The sequence below is a fragment of the Actinomyces sp. oral taxon 169 genome, from assembly GCF_013394715.1.
In the GTDB taxonomy this organism is placed as follows: domain Bacteria; phylum Actinomycetota; class Actinomycetes; order Actinomycetales; family Actinomycetaceae; genus Actinomyces.
The window spans coordinates 301,540-320,190 of record NZ_CP058259.1; the positions used below are offsets into that span (position 1 = coordinate 301,540).

The 18,651-nt window shown below is 68.6% G+C and carries 10 protein-coding genes; 8 read left to right on the top strand and 2 right to left on the bottom strand.

Annotation, left to right across the window (positions count from 1 at the left end):
- Positions 1–136: 136 nt before the first annotated feature.
- The 4 genes from HW274_RS01250 (at position 137) to HW274_RS01265 (ending at position 8,656) form a co-directional block, all read left to right on the top strand.
- On the top strand, positions 137–4,315 hold the full coding sequence (locus HW274_RS01250) for a SpaA isopeptide-forming pilin-related protein (protein WP_260679138.1): 4,179 nt from the start codon (positions 137–139) through the stop codon (positions 4,313–4,315).
- Positions 4,316–4,404: 89 nt separating this feature from the next.
- The gene (locus tag HW274_RS01255) at positions 4,405–6,006 is read left to right on the top strand and encodes a SpaH/EbpB family LPXTG-anchored major pilin (protein WP_185989023.1); all 1,602 of its coding nucleotides are present in this window, start codon (positions 4,405–4,407) and stop codon (positions 6,004–6,006) included.
- A 206-nt stretch (positions 6,007–6,212) separates the two neighbouring features.
- Positions 6,213–7,604, top strand: coding sequence for a class C sortase (locus tag HW274_RS01260; RefSeq protein ID WP_185989024.1), 1,392 nt, complete (start codon positions 6,213–6,215; stop codon positions 7,602–7,604).
- A gap of 68 nt (positions 7,605–7,672) precedes the next feature.
- The gene (locus HW274_RS01265; RefSeq protein WP_075255232.1) at positions 7,673–8,656 is read left to right on the top strand and encodes a phosphatase PAP2 family protein; all 984 of its coding nucleotides are present in this window, start codon (positions 7,673–7,675) and stop codon (positions 8,654–8,656) included.
- Between the two features lie 171 nt (positions 8,657–8,827).
- On the opposite strand, the gene HW274_RS01270 is transcribed toward HW274_RS01265, so the two are convergent.
- Positions 8,828–10,495 carry a cell wall metabolism sensor histidine kinase WalK gene (locus HW274_RS01270; RefSeq protein WP_075255024.1) on the bottom strand — a complete coding sequence of 556 codons (1,668 nt, stop codon included), beginning with the start codon at positions 10,493–10,495 and terminating at the stop codon, positions 8,828–8,830.
- 43 nt (positions 10,496–10,538) lie between these two features.
- Positions 10,539–11,285 carry a response regulator transcription factor gene (locus HW274_RS01275; protein WP_075255023.1) on the bottom strand — a complete coding sequence of 249 codons (747 nt, stop codon included), beginning with the start codon at positions 11,283–11,285 and terminating at the stop codon, positions 10,539–10,541.
- A 302-nt stretch (positions 11,286–11,587) separates the two neighbouring features.
- On the opposite strand from HW274_RS01275, the gene HW274_RS01280 reads away from it, so the two are divergent.
- The 4 genes from HW274_RS01280 to HW274_RS01295 all read left to right on the top strand — a co-directional run bounded on the left by HW274_RS01280 (position 11,588) and on the right by HW274_RS01295 (position 18,647).
- The gene (locus HW274_RS01280; protein WP_075255022.1) at positions 11,588–12,940 is read left to right on the top strand and encodes a PAS domain S-box protein; all 1,353 of its coding nucleotides are present in this window, start codon (positions 11,588–11,590) and stop codon (positions 12,938–12,940) included.
- A 169-nt stretch (positions 12,941–13,109) separates the two neighbouring features.
- Positions 13,110–14,444, top strand: coding sequence for a diguanylate cyclase (locus tag HW274_RS01285; RefSeq protein WP_075255021.1), 1,335 nt, complete (start codon positions 13,110–13,112; stop codon positions 14,442–14,444).
- Positions 14,445–14,667: 223 nt separating this feature from the next.
- Positions 14,668–17,586, top strand: a complete 2,919-nt coding sequence (gene topA / locus HW274_RS01290) for a type I DNA topoisomerase (protein WP_185989025.1) — start codon at positions 14,668–14,670, stop codon at positions 17,584–17,586.
- 443 nt (positions 17,587–18,029) lie between these two features.
- Complete coding sequence (locus HW274_RS01295) at positions 18,030–18,647, top strand: DUF3060 domain-containing protein (protein ID WP_185989026.1); 618 nt, start codon at positions 18,030–18,032, stop codon at positions 18,645–18,647.
- Positions 18,648–18,651: the final 4 nt, after the last annotated feature.

An 18,651-nucleotide genomic window follows, 5' to 3' on the forward strand; every position in this document is an offset into this window, starting at 1 on the left:
CCTACATTCCTCGGCAGTCATAGTTGTCGTGCGCTCCCCGCGCACCCATCCCTCATGATCGGAATCCATCGGCATGTCCCAGTCATCACGTCGCCCGCAGTGCGGGCGTGAAGGACTACTGCGCAGATTCTGTGCGGTGGTCGGTTCTCTTGCGGTCGTCCTGGTGACCATGGTGTCGCTGCCGTGGACGGCGCCTCCCGCGGATGCCTCCACCGGTGACCTCACCATTCCCCTGGGGGACACCTCGGTGCAGATCTCCTATGTGCGCACCATTGACACTGTTGATCGTGTGTACGACACGGTGAACGGGTACGGCTACAACTCCTACCCGTGGGAGTGGGCCTACTCGCGTGCCTGCACCCGCTACTCGCCGGGGTCCAATAACTACTGGACTGACTATGTTCGCGGCAGCTCCGGTCAGTACGCGGCGGTCGGCTATGGGCGCAAGGTGGATGAGGGTGCCTGCCCCACCTCCTACCAAGGTGAGCCGGGGGATGTGCAGACCTCGCTGGGTTTCCAGCCCTCCAACACCACGAGCGTCAAGGCCGGAAACGTCTTTCTCGTGGGACGGATGCGCCACGTCAACAGCCCGATCTACTCCGACAACAGCTCCGTGACCAACCCCTCCCAGGGTAAGGGCACCACCTACTACGGCAGTTTCAACATCAACACCGCTCAGACGATTCAGGCCGACTTCCCGTGGAGTGAGTTCGACACGATCAACACGTGCACCGGCAAGCTCGACTCGAACGGCAAGCTCATCATCGGCGACTACGGCACTGAAAATCAGACGGTCAGGACGCAGTACGCCTACGACCAGTACGGGAGAGTCGGCTACTACGACGGGTCCACCTACACCTACATGTACCAGAACGGCTCCCTGGTCTGGTTCAACGGTGTCATGACCCAGGACTTCACCGACAAGATCGGACACAGCTGCGCCGACGACATCCTCGACATCAAGTCTGACCGCTCCGACACCGCTTGGACGGACCCCAACACCGGCATCAAGTACAAGCTCAAGCTGTGGGGATTCGTCAACAACGGAAACAACCAGGAGTGCCGACCTGACCTGGAGAAGGCAGAGACCTCCAACCTGGAGGAGCGCTTCATCACCCGTGAGCGGGCCGTCTCCTACGGCTGCCTCTACGGCTCCATCGAGCAGGAGCGCCCGGTGACCTTCGCCAAGGACGTCAAGGCGGACTCATCGGTTCAAGGATCGTTGACGATCCCCACCTTCAACTACATCAACGCCTCACCGGAAGGAACCTTCGGCGCAAGGACCTGGGGGACCCCCAAGTCCCTGACCCCCTCCTGGAACGCTGAGGACGTCGACCCCAAGAGCTACACCCTGCTGGCTCCCAACGACGCCGCCACGGTTCAGGAGGCGGGCACCACTCCGCAGGCCTCCGTTGACCGCAGGACCGGTGACGTCTGGTCCACCGGCTGGTTCCTGCGCGACGTCAGCTGCACGGTGGGGAACGGCAGTGCCCCGCTGCTGCGCCGTGACGGAACCACCCGCCTGGACAAGTCCGACTCCGTGAACCTCGAGCAGCGCACCATCCGCCTCGATGAGACCCAGCTGGCCGAGCGCCAGGAAGAGGTCGCCGTCAAGTGCGTCTGGCACAACGAGTACGTCGTCGGCCGTGGGCGCGTCACCCTCGTCAACATTGTCGACGGCGGCAGCGCCAGGCCCGAGCAATGGACCCTGACCGCCAAGCCCGCCACCGATGGGCTCTTCGGGCAGAAGACCATCACCGGCGCCAGCGGCACGCCCGCCGTCAGCAAGGTCTACACCGCCGGCGGCACCTACGGCCTGTCCGCGGGCAACGGCCCCGAGGGCTACTCGCAGAACGGCCCCTGGGTCTGCACCAACGACGACGGCAGTAACGTGCCCGTCAGCGCGGACAACAAGTTCGTGCTGGGGGAGGGCAAGAACGTCACCTGCGTCGTGCACCAGAAGCCTCAGCAGACCCCCGTCAGCGCGGTCAAGAGCGTTGAGGGCGCCTCCGACGCCGCCACGGCCGGCTCCTACTCCCTGAGCTACACCTGCACCCCGGGTCCCGACGGCAAGGGCTCCTCCACCGGCAAGATCACCGTGGACGCCCAGGGCAATGCCGCGAACCTGCCCGCCCAGCGCGTGGGTGCCACCTGCACCGTCACCGAGGATGCTCGTGACGCCAGGGGACTCAAGCAGCCCGGAACCGCCGCCGGCGGAAGCGTCAGCTGGAAGGACCCGGCCGCCTTCAAGGTGGTCACCAACCCGGGCAACCAGGAGAGGGAACTCGCCTCCACCGCCGTGGCCCCGACCAACGGCAACGCAGGCGGTGTCACCTTCACCGTGCCCGACTCCACGCAGGGAGCCGTGCGGGTCAAGGTCGTCAACTCCGTCGTCCCGCACGCCGGTATCGACAAGACCTTCAGCAAGGTCACCAAGAGCACCGAGAAGGTCAACGGTCGCACCACCTTCGACCAGACCTACACCATCACGGTGACCAACCCCTCCGCCAGGGCGGGCCTCACCTACGACCTCAACGACGCCTGGCAGGTCCCCACCGGGGTCACCGTCCACAAGGTCAGCATCTCAGGTGGCGCCATCAACGGCACCGAGACGCCTCAGGCCGGAGTGCCCTACGTCAAGACCGGCATCTCCCTGCCCGCGGGCCAGAAGCACACCTACACGGTGGTGCTCAACGTCTCCGGTCCCGACGCCGGACTGCCCGGCATCCAGGGAACCTGCACCCCGGGCGCCGTCGGTCAGGGCAAGGCCATCTACAACAAGGCCTCAGTGACCACCAAGGGCGACGGGCAGCCCAAGGAGGCCGCGGCCTGCGGCACCCTGCCCGCCAACCCCCAGTTCAAGGCCTCCAAGAGCCCGCTCGACGTGGTCCGCAACAGTGATGGCACCTTCACCTCCAGCTACACGGTGACGGTCACCAACACCTCCCTGGTCGCCAGCCCGGTGGCCGCCGACCTCACCGACACCCCGCAGATGCCCACCGGCACCCGCCTGAGCCGGATCAAGGTCCTGGAGAAGGGAGTCGACGCCCAGGGCGTCACCCTGCCCGCCATTAACCCTGCCAACGGAACCCTCAACGGCTCGATCACCCTCATCAAGGGCGGAACCGGCGAGCGCCTCGCTGCCGCTCCCCGGGCCGGGGCCGACGGAGGCAGCCGCACCTTCACGATGCAGATGACCTTCACGGTCCGTGAGAACACCCCGGGCTTCAATGAGGCCGACTTCCAGTGCGGTCACCAGCGCGCCGACGGCAAGCCCTCCGGCCTGGTCAACACCATCGCCATGGAAGGTGACACCGACGGTGACGGGAACAACCACGGTTGCCTCTCCACCGACGGCAAGCTGAAGTTCTCCAAGGAGGTCACCACCCAGCCCGGCAACGGCTCGACCTTCGACGTCGTCTACACCGTGAGCGTGGTCAACGAGGGATCGCTGTCGGTGTCCACCGGACCCATCAACGACAAGCCCTCCTTCGCCCCCGGGCTCAACCCGACCCTGGTCAAGGTGCAGCGCGAGATGGGACCGACCCGGACGGTCAACGCCCAGGCCGACGGCTCCTACCGCCTGTCCGACAACGAGACCCTCTACTCGGGCCTGACGATCCGCTACACCGTCACCTTCACGGTGAAGATCGACCCGTCGGTCACCGGATACCGCGATGAGCTGCTGTCCTGCACCACGGACAAGGGGCGCCTCGTTCCCGGCCATGGCCTCTACAACAAGGTCGTGCCTCAGACGGGCAAGGACTCCGACACCCGGCCCGACCACGACGTGGCCTGCGCCAACGTCTCGCCCAATGCCGGCAAGCGCATCCTGTCGATCGTCAAGACCGGCAGCCAGGGCCCCCTGGACGACGCGGCCTTCGACATCTACCCGATGGACCCCTCCACCCCGGGTGCCAAGCCCCTCACCAACGGTGTGACCTTCACCGGTGGCAAGGGAACCGGAACCTTCACCACCACGGGACTGGCCATCAACCGCGAGTACTGGCTGGTGGAGACCAAGGCTCCCGCCGGGCACCAGCTCATGGCCAAGCCGGCCCGCTTCAAGGTGACCGACACGGGCATCGAGCTCATCACCGCCACTCCCGGCGGCTCGGCCCTGACGGTCTCGCGCAGCGGTGCCAGCAAGTCCGACGACACCATCACCGTCCGAGACCTCCAGATCGGCACCCTGCCGCTGTCCGGTGGACGCGGAATCGGCATGAACATCGCCGTCGGAATCGCGGCCATCACCGGCGCCGGCCTGCTGGCGCTGCGGCAACGAAAGACTTCCTCGTTCGGGCGCTCCGCCTGATCGCGAGAAGAACCCACGACTCCGCTCCGTCGCGCGCGGGTCACCCCTTCTATCCCTCATTCATCCCAACAACACAGGAGAGAACAGCAATGCACTCCCTCAACACGCGCCGGGGCCTCGGCCTCGCCGCTGCGATGACGCTCGCCGCCGGCGCGCTCGTCGCCCCGACCGGCGCGGCGGCACCCGCTGACCCGAACGGCTCCACCATCGACCCCGACGCGGCCACCACGCTGACCGTCCACAAGTGCGAGCAGACCGACACCAACGGCGTCAAGGAGGGGACCGGTAACGAGGACCCCCAGGCCGAGTGCAAGCCCGTCTCCGACGTCGAGTTCACCATCACCAAGCTGAACGTGGACCTGACGACCTACGACGGCTGGAAGACCCTCGCGGACCTCAAGGGTGACGTGGTCAAGGCCGGTGCCCTCAAGAGCACCACCGTCCAGAAGATCACCACCGGTGCCAACGGTCTGGCCTCCTTCACCGACGCCCAGACCGAGGTCGGTGCCTACCTCGTCAGCGAGACGCGCACCCCCGACAAGGTCATCCCGGCCGAGGACTTCGTCGTCACCCTGCCGATGACCAACCCGCAGGACACCGCCAAGTGGAACTACAACGTCCACGTCTACCCCAAGAACACCCTCTCCGGTGTGGACAAGCAGGTGACGGACAAGCCGGCCCCCGGCTCCGGGCGCGACATCACCTATACCATCACCACCTCCATCCCGAAGGTGGACTACCCCGGCGGTGCGCGCATCAAGCGCTACGAGGTCGTTGACCGCCTTGACAAGCGCATCAAGAAGGACGCTCTGACCCCGGTCGTCAAGATCGTCGGTCAGAACGAGGTGACCCTGGCGGACACCACCGACTACACCCTCATCACTGCCGAGGGTAAGGACCACAACTGGGCCACCATCCAGCTCACCGAGGAGGGTCGCCGCAAGGCCTCCGAGGCGCGCTACAACGGCAACGGCGAGACCAAGCTCCAGGTGACCCTGACCGCCAAGTTCGACGCCGCCGTCAACCTCGAGGGTGACCTGTCCAACACCGCGGGCCTCATCCCCAACGACAGCCCCAACTTCACCTGGGACCCGAACAACCCCGGCACCACCACGGACATCCCCGGCATTCCCACCACCCCCGTGCTCTCCAAGTACGGCAAGGTGGTTCTCACCAAGACCGGTACGGACCAGCTGGCCGACAAGACCAAGTACAACGGCGCCCAGTTCCAGGTCTACGAGTGCACCAAGACCGCCAGCGGTGCCACGCTGCGTGACTCCGACCCCAGCACCCAGACCGTCGACCCGCTGACCATCGGTGGAGAGAAGACCTTCACCACCGCCGGCCAGGGCACCGTGGAGATCAACTACCTGCGCGCCAACGACTACGTCAACGGCGCGAAGAAGGACCAGCTGACCGACGAGGACTACTACTGCCTCGTGGAGACCAAGGCCCCCGAGGGCTACAGCCTCCAGGCCGACCCGCTCCCCTTCCGGGTCCTGGCTGAGAAGGCCGAGAAGAAGGCTGCGACCGAGGTCACCGTCACCGACATCCCGAAGAACGCGGGCTTCCGCCTGCCGCTGACCGGTGCCAACGGCGTCATCTTCCTGACCGTTGCCGGCGCCCTGCTGGTGGCCGGTGGCGCGGTGGTCGCCTACGCCAACAAGCGCCGTCACGTTGCCAAGCACTGACAGCCGCTGGCAGCCACTGAGGTGACCGGCCCCAGCCGGCCGTCATCACGCTGACTGCTTCCTTGTGGGGGAGGCGGGAGAACCCGTCTCCCCCACACGGGCGTCGCAGGGATCCTCCCTGCCAATCGTTAAAGCCACAACTGATCCCCACCCGTCTTTCGCAGCGAGCTCCGCAGACAACCCGACGCAGGAAGGCACGGTTCTCCGTGACAGCGCTACTCCCATCACTTCGCGACCGCATCTCCCAGTCCCGCACCAGCCAGGCCCAGAGGGAGCCCGACTCCGCGGCCCCGCAGCCCGGCCCGGACGGCCCCGCCTCCCCGGCGACCGACCCGAAGAAGGCGGCCCGCCGCAAGATCCTGCGTGAGCGCTTTCTGACCTGGCTGCCGCTGGTCCTGGTCCTGGTCGGCGTCGCTGTCCTCCTGTACCCGGTCATGGCGACCCAGCACAACAATGACGAGCAGCAGCGTCTGGCCAAGATGTACACCGCCACCGTGAACTCGGCCGGACCGGAGACCATCGCCAAGGAGCGCGTCTCCGCCGAGACCTACAACAACAACCTGGAGAGCGCGCCGATCCTCGACCCCTGGCTCGAGTCGCAGCGCCCCGACACCCCCCAGTACCAGGCCTACCTCCACGAGATGGACATCGACCCGGTCATGGCCCGGATCGTCATCCCCTCCATCCACGTGAGCCTGCCCATCTATCACGGCACCGACAGCCGCACCCTGACGGAAGGCGTCGGGCACCTGTTCGGCACGAGCCTGCCGATCGGCGGCCCCTCCACCCACGCAGTCCTCACCGGCCACACCGGGCTGTCCACCGCGACCATGTTCGACAACCTCAACCAGCTCAAGAAGGGCGACGTCTTCTACGTCTCCTCCCTGGGGCAGACCCTCAAGTACGAGGTCAACGACATCACCGTCGTCAAGCCCGAGGAGACCGACTCCCTGCGCAAGGTTCCCGGACGCGACCTGGTCACCCTCATCACCTGCACGCCCTACGGCGTCAACTCCCACCGCCTCCTGGTCACCGGCGAGCGCGTCCCCATGGACCCCACGGCCGCCGCGGCCGAAGAGGCCAAGGCCCTGCCCGCCCCCATGCAGACCTGGATGAAGGCCATCATCGTGGCCGTCGTCATCATCCTGGCCGTCGTCGTCGGAATCCTCGTGCGCCTGTGGTGGACGCGTCGTCGCCGCTCCCGGGGTGCCGGCCGGCAGGCCGTCGAAGGCTCAGCCGCCCGCGAGGCAGGCCGCAGTGACGACCGCAGTGATGCCCTCAGCGAGGGCCGCGGTGATGATGCGGCCGACGACGTCGGCGCGCCGGAGCGCTGGCCCGGACGCCCCCTGCAGGACGTCGTCGGCGCCGCCGGGGCCGCCGGGGCCGATACGCAGTTCACCGACGAGACCAGTGAGCTTGAGATCATCAGCCCATCGGGTGCCGCGGAGGCCGGCGTCCCCGAAGCCGCTGAGGCCCGCGACGCCGCTCCCGTCGAGCAGCCGGCCCCCAGGACGGCCTCCCCCTACGGGCCGATCACCCAGGCCGCAGACGGCCAGGGGGAGGACCCCTTCAGCGACCTGAAGGCACGTGAGTCGTGAGCAGTCCCGCACAGGAATCGCTGCTGACTTCCTATTGGTTGGTGCGTTCAAGAACCTACGATCGGCCGGTGGCCTCCTTCCAGTCGCAGACCTCCCGCTCCCTGGGACAGCTGCGCCTGCGCGGGGGTCTGCTGGCGCTGTCCTGCCTGGCGGCGACGCTGGGCCTGTGGGGGCTGTTCGTGTTCACCCACACCGGCCAGACCCTCGACGCCATGGCCCTGGAGGGCTCGGAGATCGGCTCGCACTACGTGAGCGCCCACGCCCGCAGGCTCCTGTCGGTGGTGTCCATGCCGGCGGCCGTCGTCCTGGTGGTGACGATCCTCGTCATCGGTCTGCTGCGGCGCAGCCACCGGCGCGCGGTGTGGGCCGTCGTCGCCGTGGTCGGGGCCAACCTGACCACCCAGATCCTCAAGTACCAGTTCCTGTGGCGGCCCGACTTCAACATCACCGAGCGTTGGGACAACGCCAACACCCTCCCCTCGGGGCACACCACCATGGCGGCCTCGGCCGCGGTCGCCCTCATCCTGCTGTCCGGGCGGCGCTGGCGGCCGCTGGCGGCCTGGGCCGGGGGACTGTTCACCATCGCCATGGGCTACTCCACCCTCGTGTGCCAGTGGCACCGCCCCTCCGACGTCCTGGCCGGGATCTTCGTGCCCGTGGCCTGGGGCGCCCTCGCCGTGGCCGGTGGGGCCTGGCGCGCCCCCTGGTCCCTGCGCGAGGGGACCGGGGAGGAGAGCTCCGGTGAGGTGCCCGGGCTGACCACCGTGGGGACGATCCCGGTGACGGCAGCCGGGCCGCGCCTGTGGCACCAGCTCGTCGGCAACGTTCTCATGGCGGCCGCCGGCATCGTGTGCACCCTGGGGGCGCTCGGCCTGGGGGCCTGGGTGTGGTGGCACCTGGACGGCCCGGAGACGCGCTGGCAGCTCTTCGGCGCTTACGCCACCGGGTCGGTGGCCGTCGTCGGCGTCACCTGCCTGGCCATGTCCGCGCTCGTCTCGCTGACCGACTGGGGCCGCACCCGCCGCAAGCACAAGGCCCGCCACCGCGACTGACGCCTACCCGGCGCCGTCGGCGACGAGCCCACTGAGGGGGGTTCGCCGCTCACTCCACGAGGGTGGGGTGCTACTGAACGAGGGTTGGGGGTACTGGAGGTAGGTGGGGCCTTCGTGCAGTACGCACAACCCTTGGTCAGTGGATCCCGACCCTCGTGCAGTGTCCTGCCCCTACTCCTCGACGACGGCGGCCGGGAGCCTGACGCTGAAGGTGGTGCCGTGGTCCTCGGGCGCGGTGGAGGAGTCGACGTCGATGCTCCCGCCGTGGGACTGGACGATGGCCAGAGCGATCGACATGCCCAGACCCGTGGAGCCGGTGCGCCGCTCACGTGAGGAGTCCCCCCGGGCGAAGCGCTCAAAGAGGCGGTCGCGCACCTCGGGGGCGATCCCCGGGCCGTCGTCGTGGATGCGCACGATGAGCGTGTCCCCCTCGCGGGCCAGCGTCGTGGTCACGTGGCTGCCGGCCGGCGTGTGCACCCGGGCGTTGGCCAGGAGGTTGACGACGACCTGGCGCAGGCGGGCCTCATCGCCGATGACCAGCGGAGGCTCGGGCAGGAAGTCCTCGGCCTCCTCCGGCGTGGCGTCGGCCGGCGGCTCCAGGACGGCCAGATCCAGCTGCCACTCGTGGTCGGGGCCGGCCGCGCGGGCGTCGGCCACCGTGTCCACCAGGAGGCCGACCAGGTCCACCTCCTCTCGGCGCAGCTCGCGCCCGGCGTCCAGGCGGGCCAGCAGCAGCAGGTCCTCGACGAGCGCCGTCATTCGCACCGACTCGGAGTGCACGCGCTCCAGGGCGTAGGTGGCCTCCTCCGGCAGGTCGGCGTCGGCCCCCTCTCGGCGGATGAGCTCGGTGTAGCCGCGGATCGAGGCCAGCGGCGTGCGCAGCTCGTGAGAGGCGTCGGCCACGAACTGGCGCACCTGCGTCTCCGAGCGCTGGCGCGCGGTCAGGGCGGACTCCACGTGCCCCAGCAGCGTGTTAAGGGCGCCGCCGACCTGACCGACCTCCGCTGAGGAGTCCAGGTCCGCCTGGTCCACGCGGTCCTCGATGCTCACCTCGCCGCGCTCCAGCGGCTGGGAGGCCACGCGGTGCGCGGTGCGGGCGACCCGCTCCAGGGGCGCCAGCGAGGAACGCACCATGGTCCGCCCGGCCAGGGCCACCACGAGGGCGCCCACCAGGGCCACCGCCAGCTCGATGAGCAGCTGGGTGCGGATGAGCCCCTTGTCCCCCTCCAGGGAGAGCCCGGTGATGACCGTGCTGCCCGAGGCCTCGTCGCGCGTGGCCACCACCCGGTAGCTGCCCAGGTGGTGCAGGTCCACGGTGATGGGGTGGTCCTCCGTGGCCTGGGACAGCAGCAGCCGGCAGTCCTCCTTGGAGATGGACGCGTAGTGGCCGTTCTTGTCGATATAGGCGGCTGTCTCACTGGCCTCGTTGTCGGAGGACGAGGTCTGGGCGGTGATGAGCGTCAGCGTGCCGGTCGACTGCCCGGCGGCGTCCAGGCCGGGAGGGACTCCGTGCTTGCCGGGGCCTCCGTCGGCCCCGTCGTCGCCACCGGCCGCGTCGGGCTGGTCGCCCTGGTTCTTCGTGTCCTCCTGGGCCGCCTCATCGGAGGCCTTCCTGGCCTCCTGGGTCAGGTCGTGGCGCTTGTCGGCGGCGCGCTGGGCGGCCGCCATCAGCTGGCTGTCCGTGCGTGCCATCAGCGTGTGGCGCAGGCTGACGGTGGAGAAGGCGCTCATGACCGCCGCCATGACCAGGACCAGCCCGAGCACCCCGACCACCAGCCGGGTGCGCAGACTACGAGGAGGTGTGAGCAGTGAGCCGGGCCGCCATGAGCGCAGGCTCATCCGCCGCCCGGTCCGTTCCGGCTGCTGGGACATCCGCGGGCGCTCAGCTGCGCTCATCGGTGCCGGCGGCCGGCTTGAGGACGTATCCGACGCCGCGCATCGTGTGGATCATGGGCTCGCGGCCCTTGTCGATCTTGCGGCGCAGGTAGGAGATGTAGAGCTCGACGATATTGGCCTGCCCGCCGAAGTCGTAGTTCCACACCCGGTCCAGGATCTGCGGCTTGGACAGGACCCGGCGGGGGTTGCGCATGAGGTAGCGCAGCAGCTCGAACTCGGTGGCGGTCAGCTGGATCTCGTCCTCGCCCCGCCAGACCTCGTGGGAGTCCTCGTCCATGCGCAGGTCCCCGACCTCCAGGATGGAGGCCGGCTTCTCCTCGCTGGCCCCGGAGCGGCGCAGCAGGGCGCGCAGCCGGGCCACGACCTCCTCCAGGGAGAAGGGCTTGGTGACGTAGTCGTCGCCGCCTGCGGTCAGCCCGGCCACGCGGTCCTCGACGGCGTCCTTGGCCGTCAGGAACAGGACTGGCACGTTCGGGCGGTGGCCGCGCACTCGGCGCATGACCTCCAGGCCGTCGAAGTCGGGCAGCATGATGTCCAGGACGATGACGTCGGGATCGATCTCCTGGGCGGAGCGCACGGCTGCAATTCCGGTTCCGGCAGTGGTGACCTCCCATCCCTCGTAACGCAGGGCGGAGGCGAGCAGGTCGGCGAGCATCTGCTCGTCGTCGACGACCAGGACGCGTAAGGGGGAGCCGTCGGCACGGGTGAGGTTCTCGGTGAGGGCGTTAGTCACGTCATCTATTCAACAGGAAGGCGCTGTGCTCGACCACAGCGCGACCTGTGTCTCGACTGTGTTACCGATCTGAGACCGAACGGAGACACAGTGGCGCGAACGCTGTGACATGCTTAAGCGGGTATGCGTCTTGGTTGTTGATCTCCACATTCGCGTGCACCGGAACGTTACTTCGTAACGTAGCCCCCGAGAGAGCGGCCAAGTGTATCTCTGTCGTCGCTCATCCAGCGCGTCGCCGTCGGTGAACCGACGTCGACCTCATTTCCCTCATACATCCCTCAGACAGCAACAGCAGGAGAGACATGGAATACGTCGATGGCAACGAGCGCCGCTTCGGTGCCGAGGACCTGTTCTTCTCAACGACGGATACCAAGGGTGTCATTCGCCGGACCAACCGGGTCTTTGATTCGCTGTCCCGTTACAGTTCCGAGGAGCTCGTCGGCTCTCCGCACAACATCATCCGGCACGATGACATGCCCGCCGGCGCCTTCAAGCTCATGTGGGACGAGCTCGGACAGGGCCGCTCCTCCTGCGTCTACGTGGTCAACCGGGCCAAGGATGGGCTGGACTACTGGGTCTTCGCCACGATCGCTCCGCTGGCCGACGGCTACCTGTCCGTGCGCGTGCGCCCGACCAACCACGCCATGTTCACTCCCGTCAAGGAGATCTACGCCCGCGTGCGGGCTGCCGAGCGCGCCTACGCCGAGGAGGGCCACGGACGCCGGGAGGTCGCCGAGCACGGGGCAGCGCTGCTGACCGAGGAGCTGGCGAAGCTTCAGTACCACGACCTGCACAACTTCGCCCGGGCCGCCCTGCCGCGCGAGCTGGCCCTGCTGGTCGTCGAGGGCGTGCGGGTGCCGCCGCGCGCCGAGTCGGACAACCCCATGTCCGCCGTCCTGCAGGCCGTCGCCGCCATCGAGCGGGACACCGACGAGCTCATCTACCAGCTCGGCGAGTACCAGGAGCTCATCAACGGCCTGGGCTCCTGGGCCGGAGGGGTGCGCTCGGTCATTGACCGGGCCGACCGTGTGGGCTCCCTCATGGAGGAGGTGACCAGTCCCGACGCCGAGTCCTCGGTGCCCACCGTCTCCGAGCGCGTCAAGGAGCGCGGGGCTCAGGCCGTTGAGGTGCTGGGTCAGCTCAACTCCTCCCTCGTGGCGCTCTATGAAGCGGCCTCCGAGGTGCGCTTCCGCAGCTCGATGATGCGTCTGCACACCCTCATGGCCGGCATCTTCGCCGCCGCCGTCCTGGACGGCCAGGAGGGGGAGTCCGGCGACGCCATCGGCGACCTCGCCGAGGCGATGCTCTCCGATCTGGAGGAGCTCGTGCCCTCCTGCCAGGAGGCGGCGAACCTGGCCGAGCGTCTGGAGGGCGACCTTCGTTCCGTGGTCAGCAACCTCGACCGCGTCAAGCGGCCCTTCCAGCGCTGGATCCGCGCTCTTCAGGACGAGGGGACCCAGGCGCTCGTCGAGGGTGTCGACGCCGAGGCGGTCCTGAGTGAGGCCGTCGCCGTGGGCGAGCAGGGCTTCCCGGAGACGGCCTCGCTGGCCGAGCTGGCTGCCAAGGCCCGCGGTGTCGTTGTGACTTTGGACGAACCCGTCATCCGTCAGCGGGTGGCAACGGTTCGCGAGACCTTGAGCCACCTGGGGGAGTAATTGTCGATAATCTACAAGATAGGTCCCACCTTATTGGTGACAATGTCATAAATTGTCTTCCGCGGGCACGTACGTTTCATTACCTTCTTCCCGGCACTGTGTGAGGAACTGAAGGAATAGTCCTCCGGCGAGGTGCTCCCGCGAATTATTCACCCTGAAGGAAAGCACCATGGAGTCGCAGGTCGGTTACGAGCGTTTGTTCGATCCGCAGGACATTTTCTTTTCCACCACGGATCTCAAAGGCGTTATCCAGAACACGAACCGGACGTTCGATACGCTGTCGCGTTACTCGCGTGAGCGTCTCATCGGGGCTCCGCACAACATCATTCGTCACCTGGACATGCCGGCGGGTCTGTTCCGCCTCATCTGGGACGATCTACAGACCCGGCGCCCGGCCTGCGGCTACATCACCAACCGTGCCGTGGACGGCCTGGACTACCGGGTCTTCGCCACCATCGTGCCGTTGCGCCAGGGGTACCTGTCGGTGCGGATCAAGCCGATGGACGGGGCGACCAGGGATCGGGTCGAGGAGACCTACCGCCGGGTGCGCGCCAAGGAGCGCGACCTTCAGGCCCGGGGCGCCTCACGTCACCAGCTCGGCGAGTTCGGCGGCCGTGAGCTGGCCGCGGAGCTGGCGGCCCTGGGCTTCCCCTCTCTGCATGACATGACCTTGGTGACCCTGCCGCGTGAGGTGGCCGCCCTGGTCACCGCCGGGGTGCGCGTCCCGGCGGCAGCCCCCGAGGGGCTGGGGGCCGTGGCCCGGATCCTCAACGCGGTGGCCGCCATGGAGAAGGACACCGACGCCCTGGTCTACGAGCTCGATGAGTACCTGCGGCTCATCACCACCATGGAGGCCACCCACGACTCGGCCCGGGCGGTGGAGGCGCGGGTGGGGCGCATCGGCCAGCTGGTCTCCCACGACGTCGGCGACAGCGCCCAGACCAAGGTGCTCATGCTCAGCGAGCGCATCGCCGAGCTCACCGGCGTCGCGGGCGCCGAGCTGAACGCACTGCCATCGCGGCTCAAGGTCCTGCACCAGTCGGTCACCGAGCTGCGCTTCTCCGTGGCTCTCATGCGCCTGCTCACCCTCATGGTGGGACGCTTCGCCCAGTCCATCCTCGATGGCACTGAGGTGGACGCCGTGCACTCCCTGACGGACCTGTGCGAGGCGCTGGAGTCCGGCTTCCGCGGTCTGGGGCCGGTGCTGCAGGCCGTGAGCACCCAGGTCGCCCAGCTCAACGACGCCCTGCGCACCGTGACCTCCAGCCTGGACCGCGCGGCCCGGCGCCTGGGGCAGTGGGTGGACCTGCGCGGCGGCGGGGCCGGCTCCTCGGGCTCGCCGATCATCGACGAGGTCGCCCAGCTCACCTCCCGAGGCTTCCCCGAGGTCCGCTCCCTGGCCGAGCTGGCCGCCGAGTGCCGCGGGCTGCACCTGCCCTACGACGAGAACGTCGCCGCTCAGCGCCTGGCGGCTGTGCGCAGCGCCTTGGCCGAGCTCATCTGAGACGAAAGTCGTTCTTCCGGACACGGCCTGGTTGGAAAAGGTGGGTGGTGCGTTACAGTCGGCTGGGAGCCGGCACGCGCCGACTCCCCACCGTCCCCCTTCGTCGGAGCCTCGGATCGCCCGGATCGTCACGATCCCGCGGTGATCTCTGGGGCCCGGCGACAACCGCCCGCAGACCCGCCAGCCGCGGCCAGCCGCGCACCACCCGTGAGGAAGGCTTTACGTGTCCACCAAGCTCGTCATCGTGGAGTCCCCCAACAAGGTGCGCTCCATCGCCGGCTACCTGGGTCCGGAGTTCGACGTCGAGGCCTCCGTGGGGCACATCCGCGACCTGCCGCAGCCCTCCGAGCTGCCCGCCACCATGAAGAAGGGCCCCTACGGGAAGTTCGCGGTCGACGTCGAGGACGCCTTCACGCCCTACTACGTCGTCAACCCAGACAAGAAGAAGACGGTCGCCCAGCTCAAGAAGGCCCTCAAGGAGGCCGACGAGCTCTACCTGGCCACCGATGACGACCGCGAGGGCGAGGCCATCGCCTGGCACCTCCAGCAGGTCCTCAAGCCCAAGGTGCCGGTACGCCGCATGGTCTTCACCGAGATCACCCGCGAGGCCGTCACCCGGGCCCTGGACAACACCCGCGAGCTGGACATCCACCTCGTCGACGCCCAGGAGACCCGCCGCATCCTGGACCGCCTCGTGGGCTACGAGGTCAGCCCGGTCCTGTGGCGCAAGGTCCGCGCCGGCCTGTCCGCCGGGCGCGTGCAGTCAGTGGCCACTCGCCTCGTCGTCGAGCGCGAGCGTGAGCGCATGGCCTTCCGCTCCGCCTCCTACTGGGGGGTGGAGGCCACCTTCTCCACCGTCCTGTCCCCCGTGGACGTCACCGCCCGCCAGGAAGACTCCTTCACCGCCCGGCTCGTCACCCTCGACGGGCGGCGCGTGGCCACCGGCCGCGACTTCAACGACGACGGTCAGCTGCGCCCCGCCGCGCTCAAGGCCTCCGCCGTCCACCTCCACCAGGTGGGGGCCACCGCCGTGGCCGAGGCCATCGGCCGGGGAGAGCCGCGCGTGGTCGGCGTGGAGGACAAGCCCTACAAGCGCCGCCCGGCCGCCCCCTTCACCACCTCCACCCTCCAGCAGGAGGCCTCCCGCAAGCTGCGCATGAACCCGCGCGAGACCATGCGCGTGGCGCAGGGCCTCTACGAGAACGGCTTTATCACCTACATGCGTACCGACTCCACGGTCCTGTCCGGTCAGGCCGTGGCCGCGGCCCGCTCGCAGGTGGCCGAGCTCTACGGGGCCGAGTACGTCCCCGAGCGCCCCCGCGTCTACGCCTCCAAGTCCAAGGGCGCCCAGGAGGCCCACGAGGCGATCCGCCCCGCCGGTGACCACTTCCGTACCCCGGCCCAGGTCTCCGGTAAGCTCAGCGGCGCCCAGTTCCGCCTCTACGAGCTCATCTGGAAGCGGACCGTGGCCTCCCAGATGGCAGACGCCGTCGGCTCGACCGCCACCGTCACCGTCGAGGTGCCGCTGACGCCGGTGGCCGGCGAGTCGCGCGACTCCGGCCCCACCTTCTCCACGGCCGGCCTGACGGCGTCGGGCACCGTCATCACCTTCCGGGGCTTCCTGGCCGCCTATGAGGAGGGGCGCGACGCCGAGCGCTACCAGGACGACGCCGGCGCCGCCGCCAAGGACTCCAAGGACGTGCGCCTGCCCGCGATGATCTCCGGTCAGGAGCTGGCCGCCCTGGACGCCGAGGCCTCCGGTCACGAGACCACGCCGCCGCCGCGCTACACCGAGGCTTCCCTGGTCAAGGCCCTTGAGGAGCGGGAGATCGGCCGTCCCTCAACCTACGCGGCCACCATGTCCACCATCTCCGACCGCGGCTATGTTGACCACCGCGGGCAGGCTCTGGTGCCGACCTGGCTCGCCTTCGCCGTCACTCGGCTGCTGGAGGAGAACTTCGCCGAGCTCGTCGACTACGACTTCACCGCCTCCATGGAGCGCGACCTGGACCGGATCGCCGCCGGCGAGGAGGACCGGGTCGCCTGGCTGCGGCGCTTCTACAACGGGCAGGGCGGCGCCGGCGCCGAGCAGGCCGCCCAGGACGCCTCGGGTGAGCTCGAGGCCGCGGCCGCCGCGCTGCGCGCCCAGGGGCTCAAGGGCCTGGTGGATAACCTCGGCGAGATCGACGCCCGCGCCGTCAACTCCATTGAGATCGGCGAGGGCATCACCCTGAGGGTTGGCCGCTACGGCCCCTACCTGGAGGACGCCGAGGGCAAGCGCGCCAACGTGCCGGCCGACCTCGCCCCCGACGAGCTGACCGTGGACAAGGCCCGTGAGCTCTTCACCCGCGCCGCCGACGACGGCCGCGAGCTCGGCGTCGACCCGGTCAGCGGACACGTCATCATCGCCAAGGACGGCCGCTACGGCCCCTACGTCACCGAGGTCCTGCCCGAGCCCGAGGAGACGGCCGAGGCGGAGGCGACCAAGACTGCGAAGACGGCAAAATCGGCGAAGGCGAAGAAGACCGCGAAGGCTGCCAAGCCCAAGCCTCGCACCGCCAGCCTCCTGCGCTCCATGGACCTGTCCACCGTGACGCTTGAGCAGGCCCTGGACCTGCTGAGCCTGCCTCGCGTCGTCGGGCAGGACCCGGAGTCGGGGGAGGACATCACCGCCCAGAACGGCCGCTACGGCCCCTACCTCAAGAAGGGCACGGACTCGCGCTCCCTGGAGACCGAGGAGCAGATCTTCACCGTCACCCTGGAGCAGGCCCTGGAGATCTTCGCCCAGCCCAAGCGGCGTCGAGGACAGGCGGCCGCCCGCGGGCCGCTGCGCGAGCTGGGGCAGGACCCGGCCACTGAGAAGCCGGTGGTCATCAAGGACGGTCGCTTCGGCCCCTACATCACCGACGGGCAGACCAACGTCACCGTGCCCCGCAGCGAGGACCCGGCCACCATCAGCGCCGAGCGGGCCTTCGAGCTGCTGGCGGACAAGCGCGCCAAGGGCCCGGCCAAGAAGCGCACCACCAAGAAGACCACCGCCAAGAAGGCCACGACGAAGAAGGCCACCACCAAGAAGGCTGCCGCCAAGAAGACCACCGCCAAGACGACGTCGAGCAAAGCGGCCGCCTCGAAGGAGGACTGAGGGGGCGCGGTGGTGCGGGCCTGCGGCGGCGCTGTGGACGTGCGGCGTCGGTGCGGGCTCTGGCACTGCTGCCGCCGTCGCCGGCCACTGCCGCCGGCCGCCGTCGCGGGTCGCTGCTGCTGGCCGCCGTCGTAAGCCTTGGCCGGGGACATTCCACGCGGATGGGTGCGCACCGTGCCGCACGGGGACAGTCCGCGCGTCCGGGGACCGGATTCCTGTCTCCGACGGCGTCGAGTGCCACCGCCTGCGAGCAAAGGTCCCCGACGGCGTCGATTGTCCCCGTACGCGAGAAAGAGTCCCCGTCCGCGCAATCCCAGTGCCCCCGTGAGCATCATCGTGGCCCGTGTCGCAGTTCTGCGACAGCACTGCGACGAGGAGGGGACAATCGGCCGGTATTGTATTCCGTGTACAACTCCCCACATGATTCCTGAGAGGACCTCATCATGCGTCTGCCCAAGATCGTTCTCGCCGGTACCGCCGCCCTGGCCCTGTCCCTGAGCCTGGGGGCCTGCTCCATGTCCGTCAACGGCTCCGGCTCCGGGGACTCCGGCTCGCCGACCGCCCAGTCCGAGCAGAAGGACACTCAGGGCGCCGACTCCAAGGGCTCGGCCAAGACCGATGCCAAGGGGGCCGCCACGGCTGACTCCCAGTCCTCCTCCGGCGGCTCGGCCCAGACCACGGCCGCCCCCGGCACGAAGGATGACGACAAGGATGACGACAAGGACGGCGACGACGCCCCCATCACGGACCCCACCTGGAAGGACATCCAGAGCACCGGTCAGCGCACCGAGGTCTCCGGTGCATACACCGTCCAGGGAGCTGGGACGACCGTCAACCTGGTCGGTGACCTCGACGCGCTGACGGTCCAGGGCTCCGACGTCAAGATTTCCGCGGAGGACGTCGACACCCTCACCGTTCAGGGCTCCAACGTCACCGTCTACGCCCGCGACATCGACCACCTCAACATTCAGGGCTCGAACGTCACCGTCCACTGGCTGGGCGACGACCCGACGATCCAGGACGGTGGTGCCAACAACACCACCGGGAAGCTCTCCCAGTGAGCCT

What these genes read in the sequence shown, in the direction of transcription:
- HW274_RS01255 (WP_185989023.1), top strand. Translation starts at nt 4,405, where the DNA reads ATGCACTCCCTCAACACGCGCCGGGGCCTCGGCCTCGCCGCTGCGATG.
- HW274_RS01270 (WP_075255024.1), bottom strand. Translation starts at nt 10,495, where the DNA reads ATGAGCCTGCGCTCATGGCGGCCCGGCTCACTGCTCACACCTCCTCGT.
- HW274_RS01280 (WP_075255022.1), top strand. Translation starts at nt 11,588, where the DNA reads ATGGAATACGTCGATGGCAACGAGCGCCGCTTCGGTGCCGAGGACCTG.
- HW274_RS01285 (WP_075255021.1), top strand. Translation starts at nt 13,110, where the DNA reads ATGGAGTCGCAGGTCGGTTACGAGCGTTTGTTCGATCCGCAGGACATT.
- HW274_RS01295 (WP_185989026.1), top strand. Translation starts at nt 18,030, where the DNA reads ATGCGTCTGCCCAAGATCGTTCTCGCCGGTACCGCCGCCCTGGCCCTG.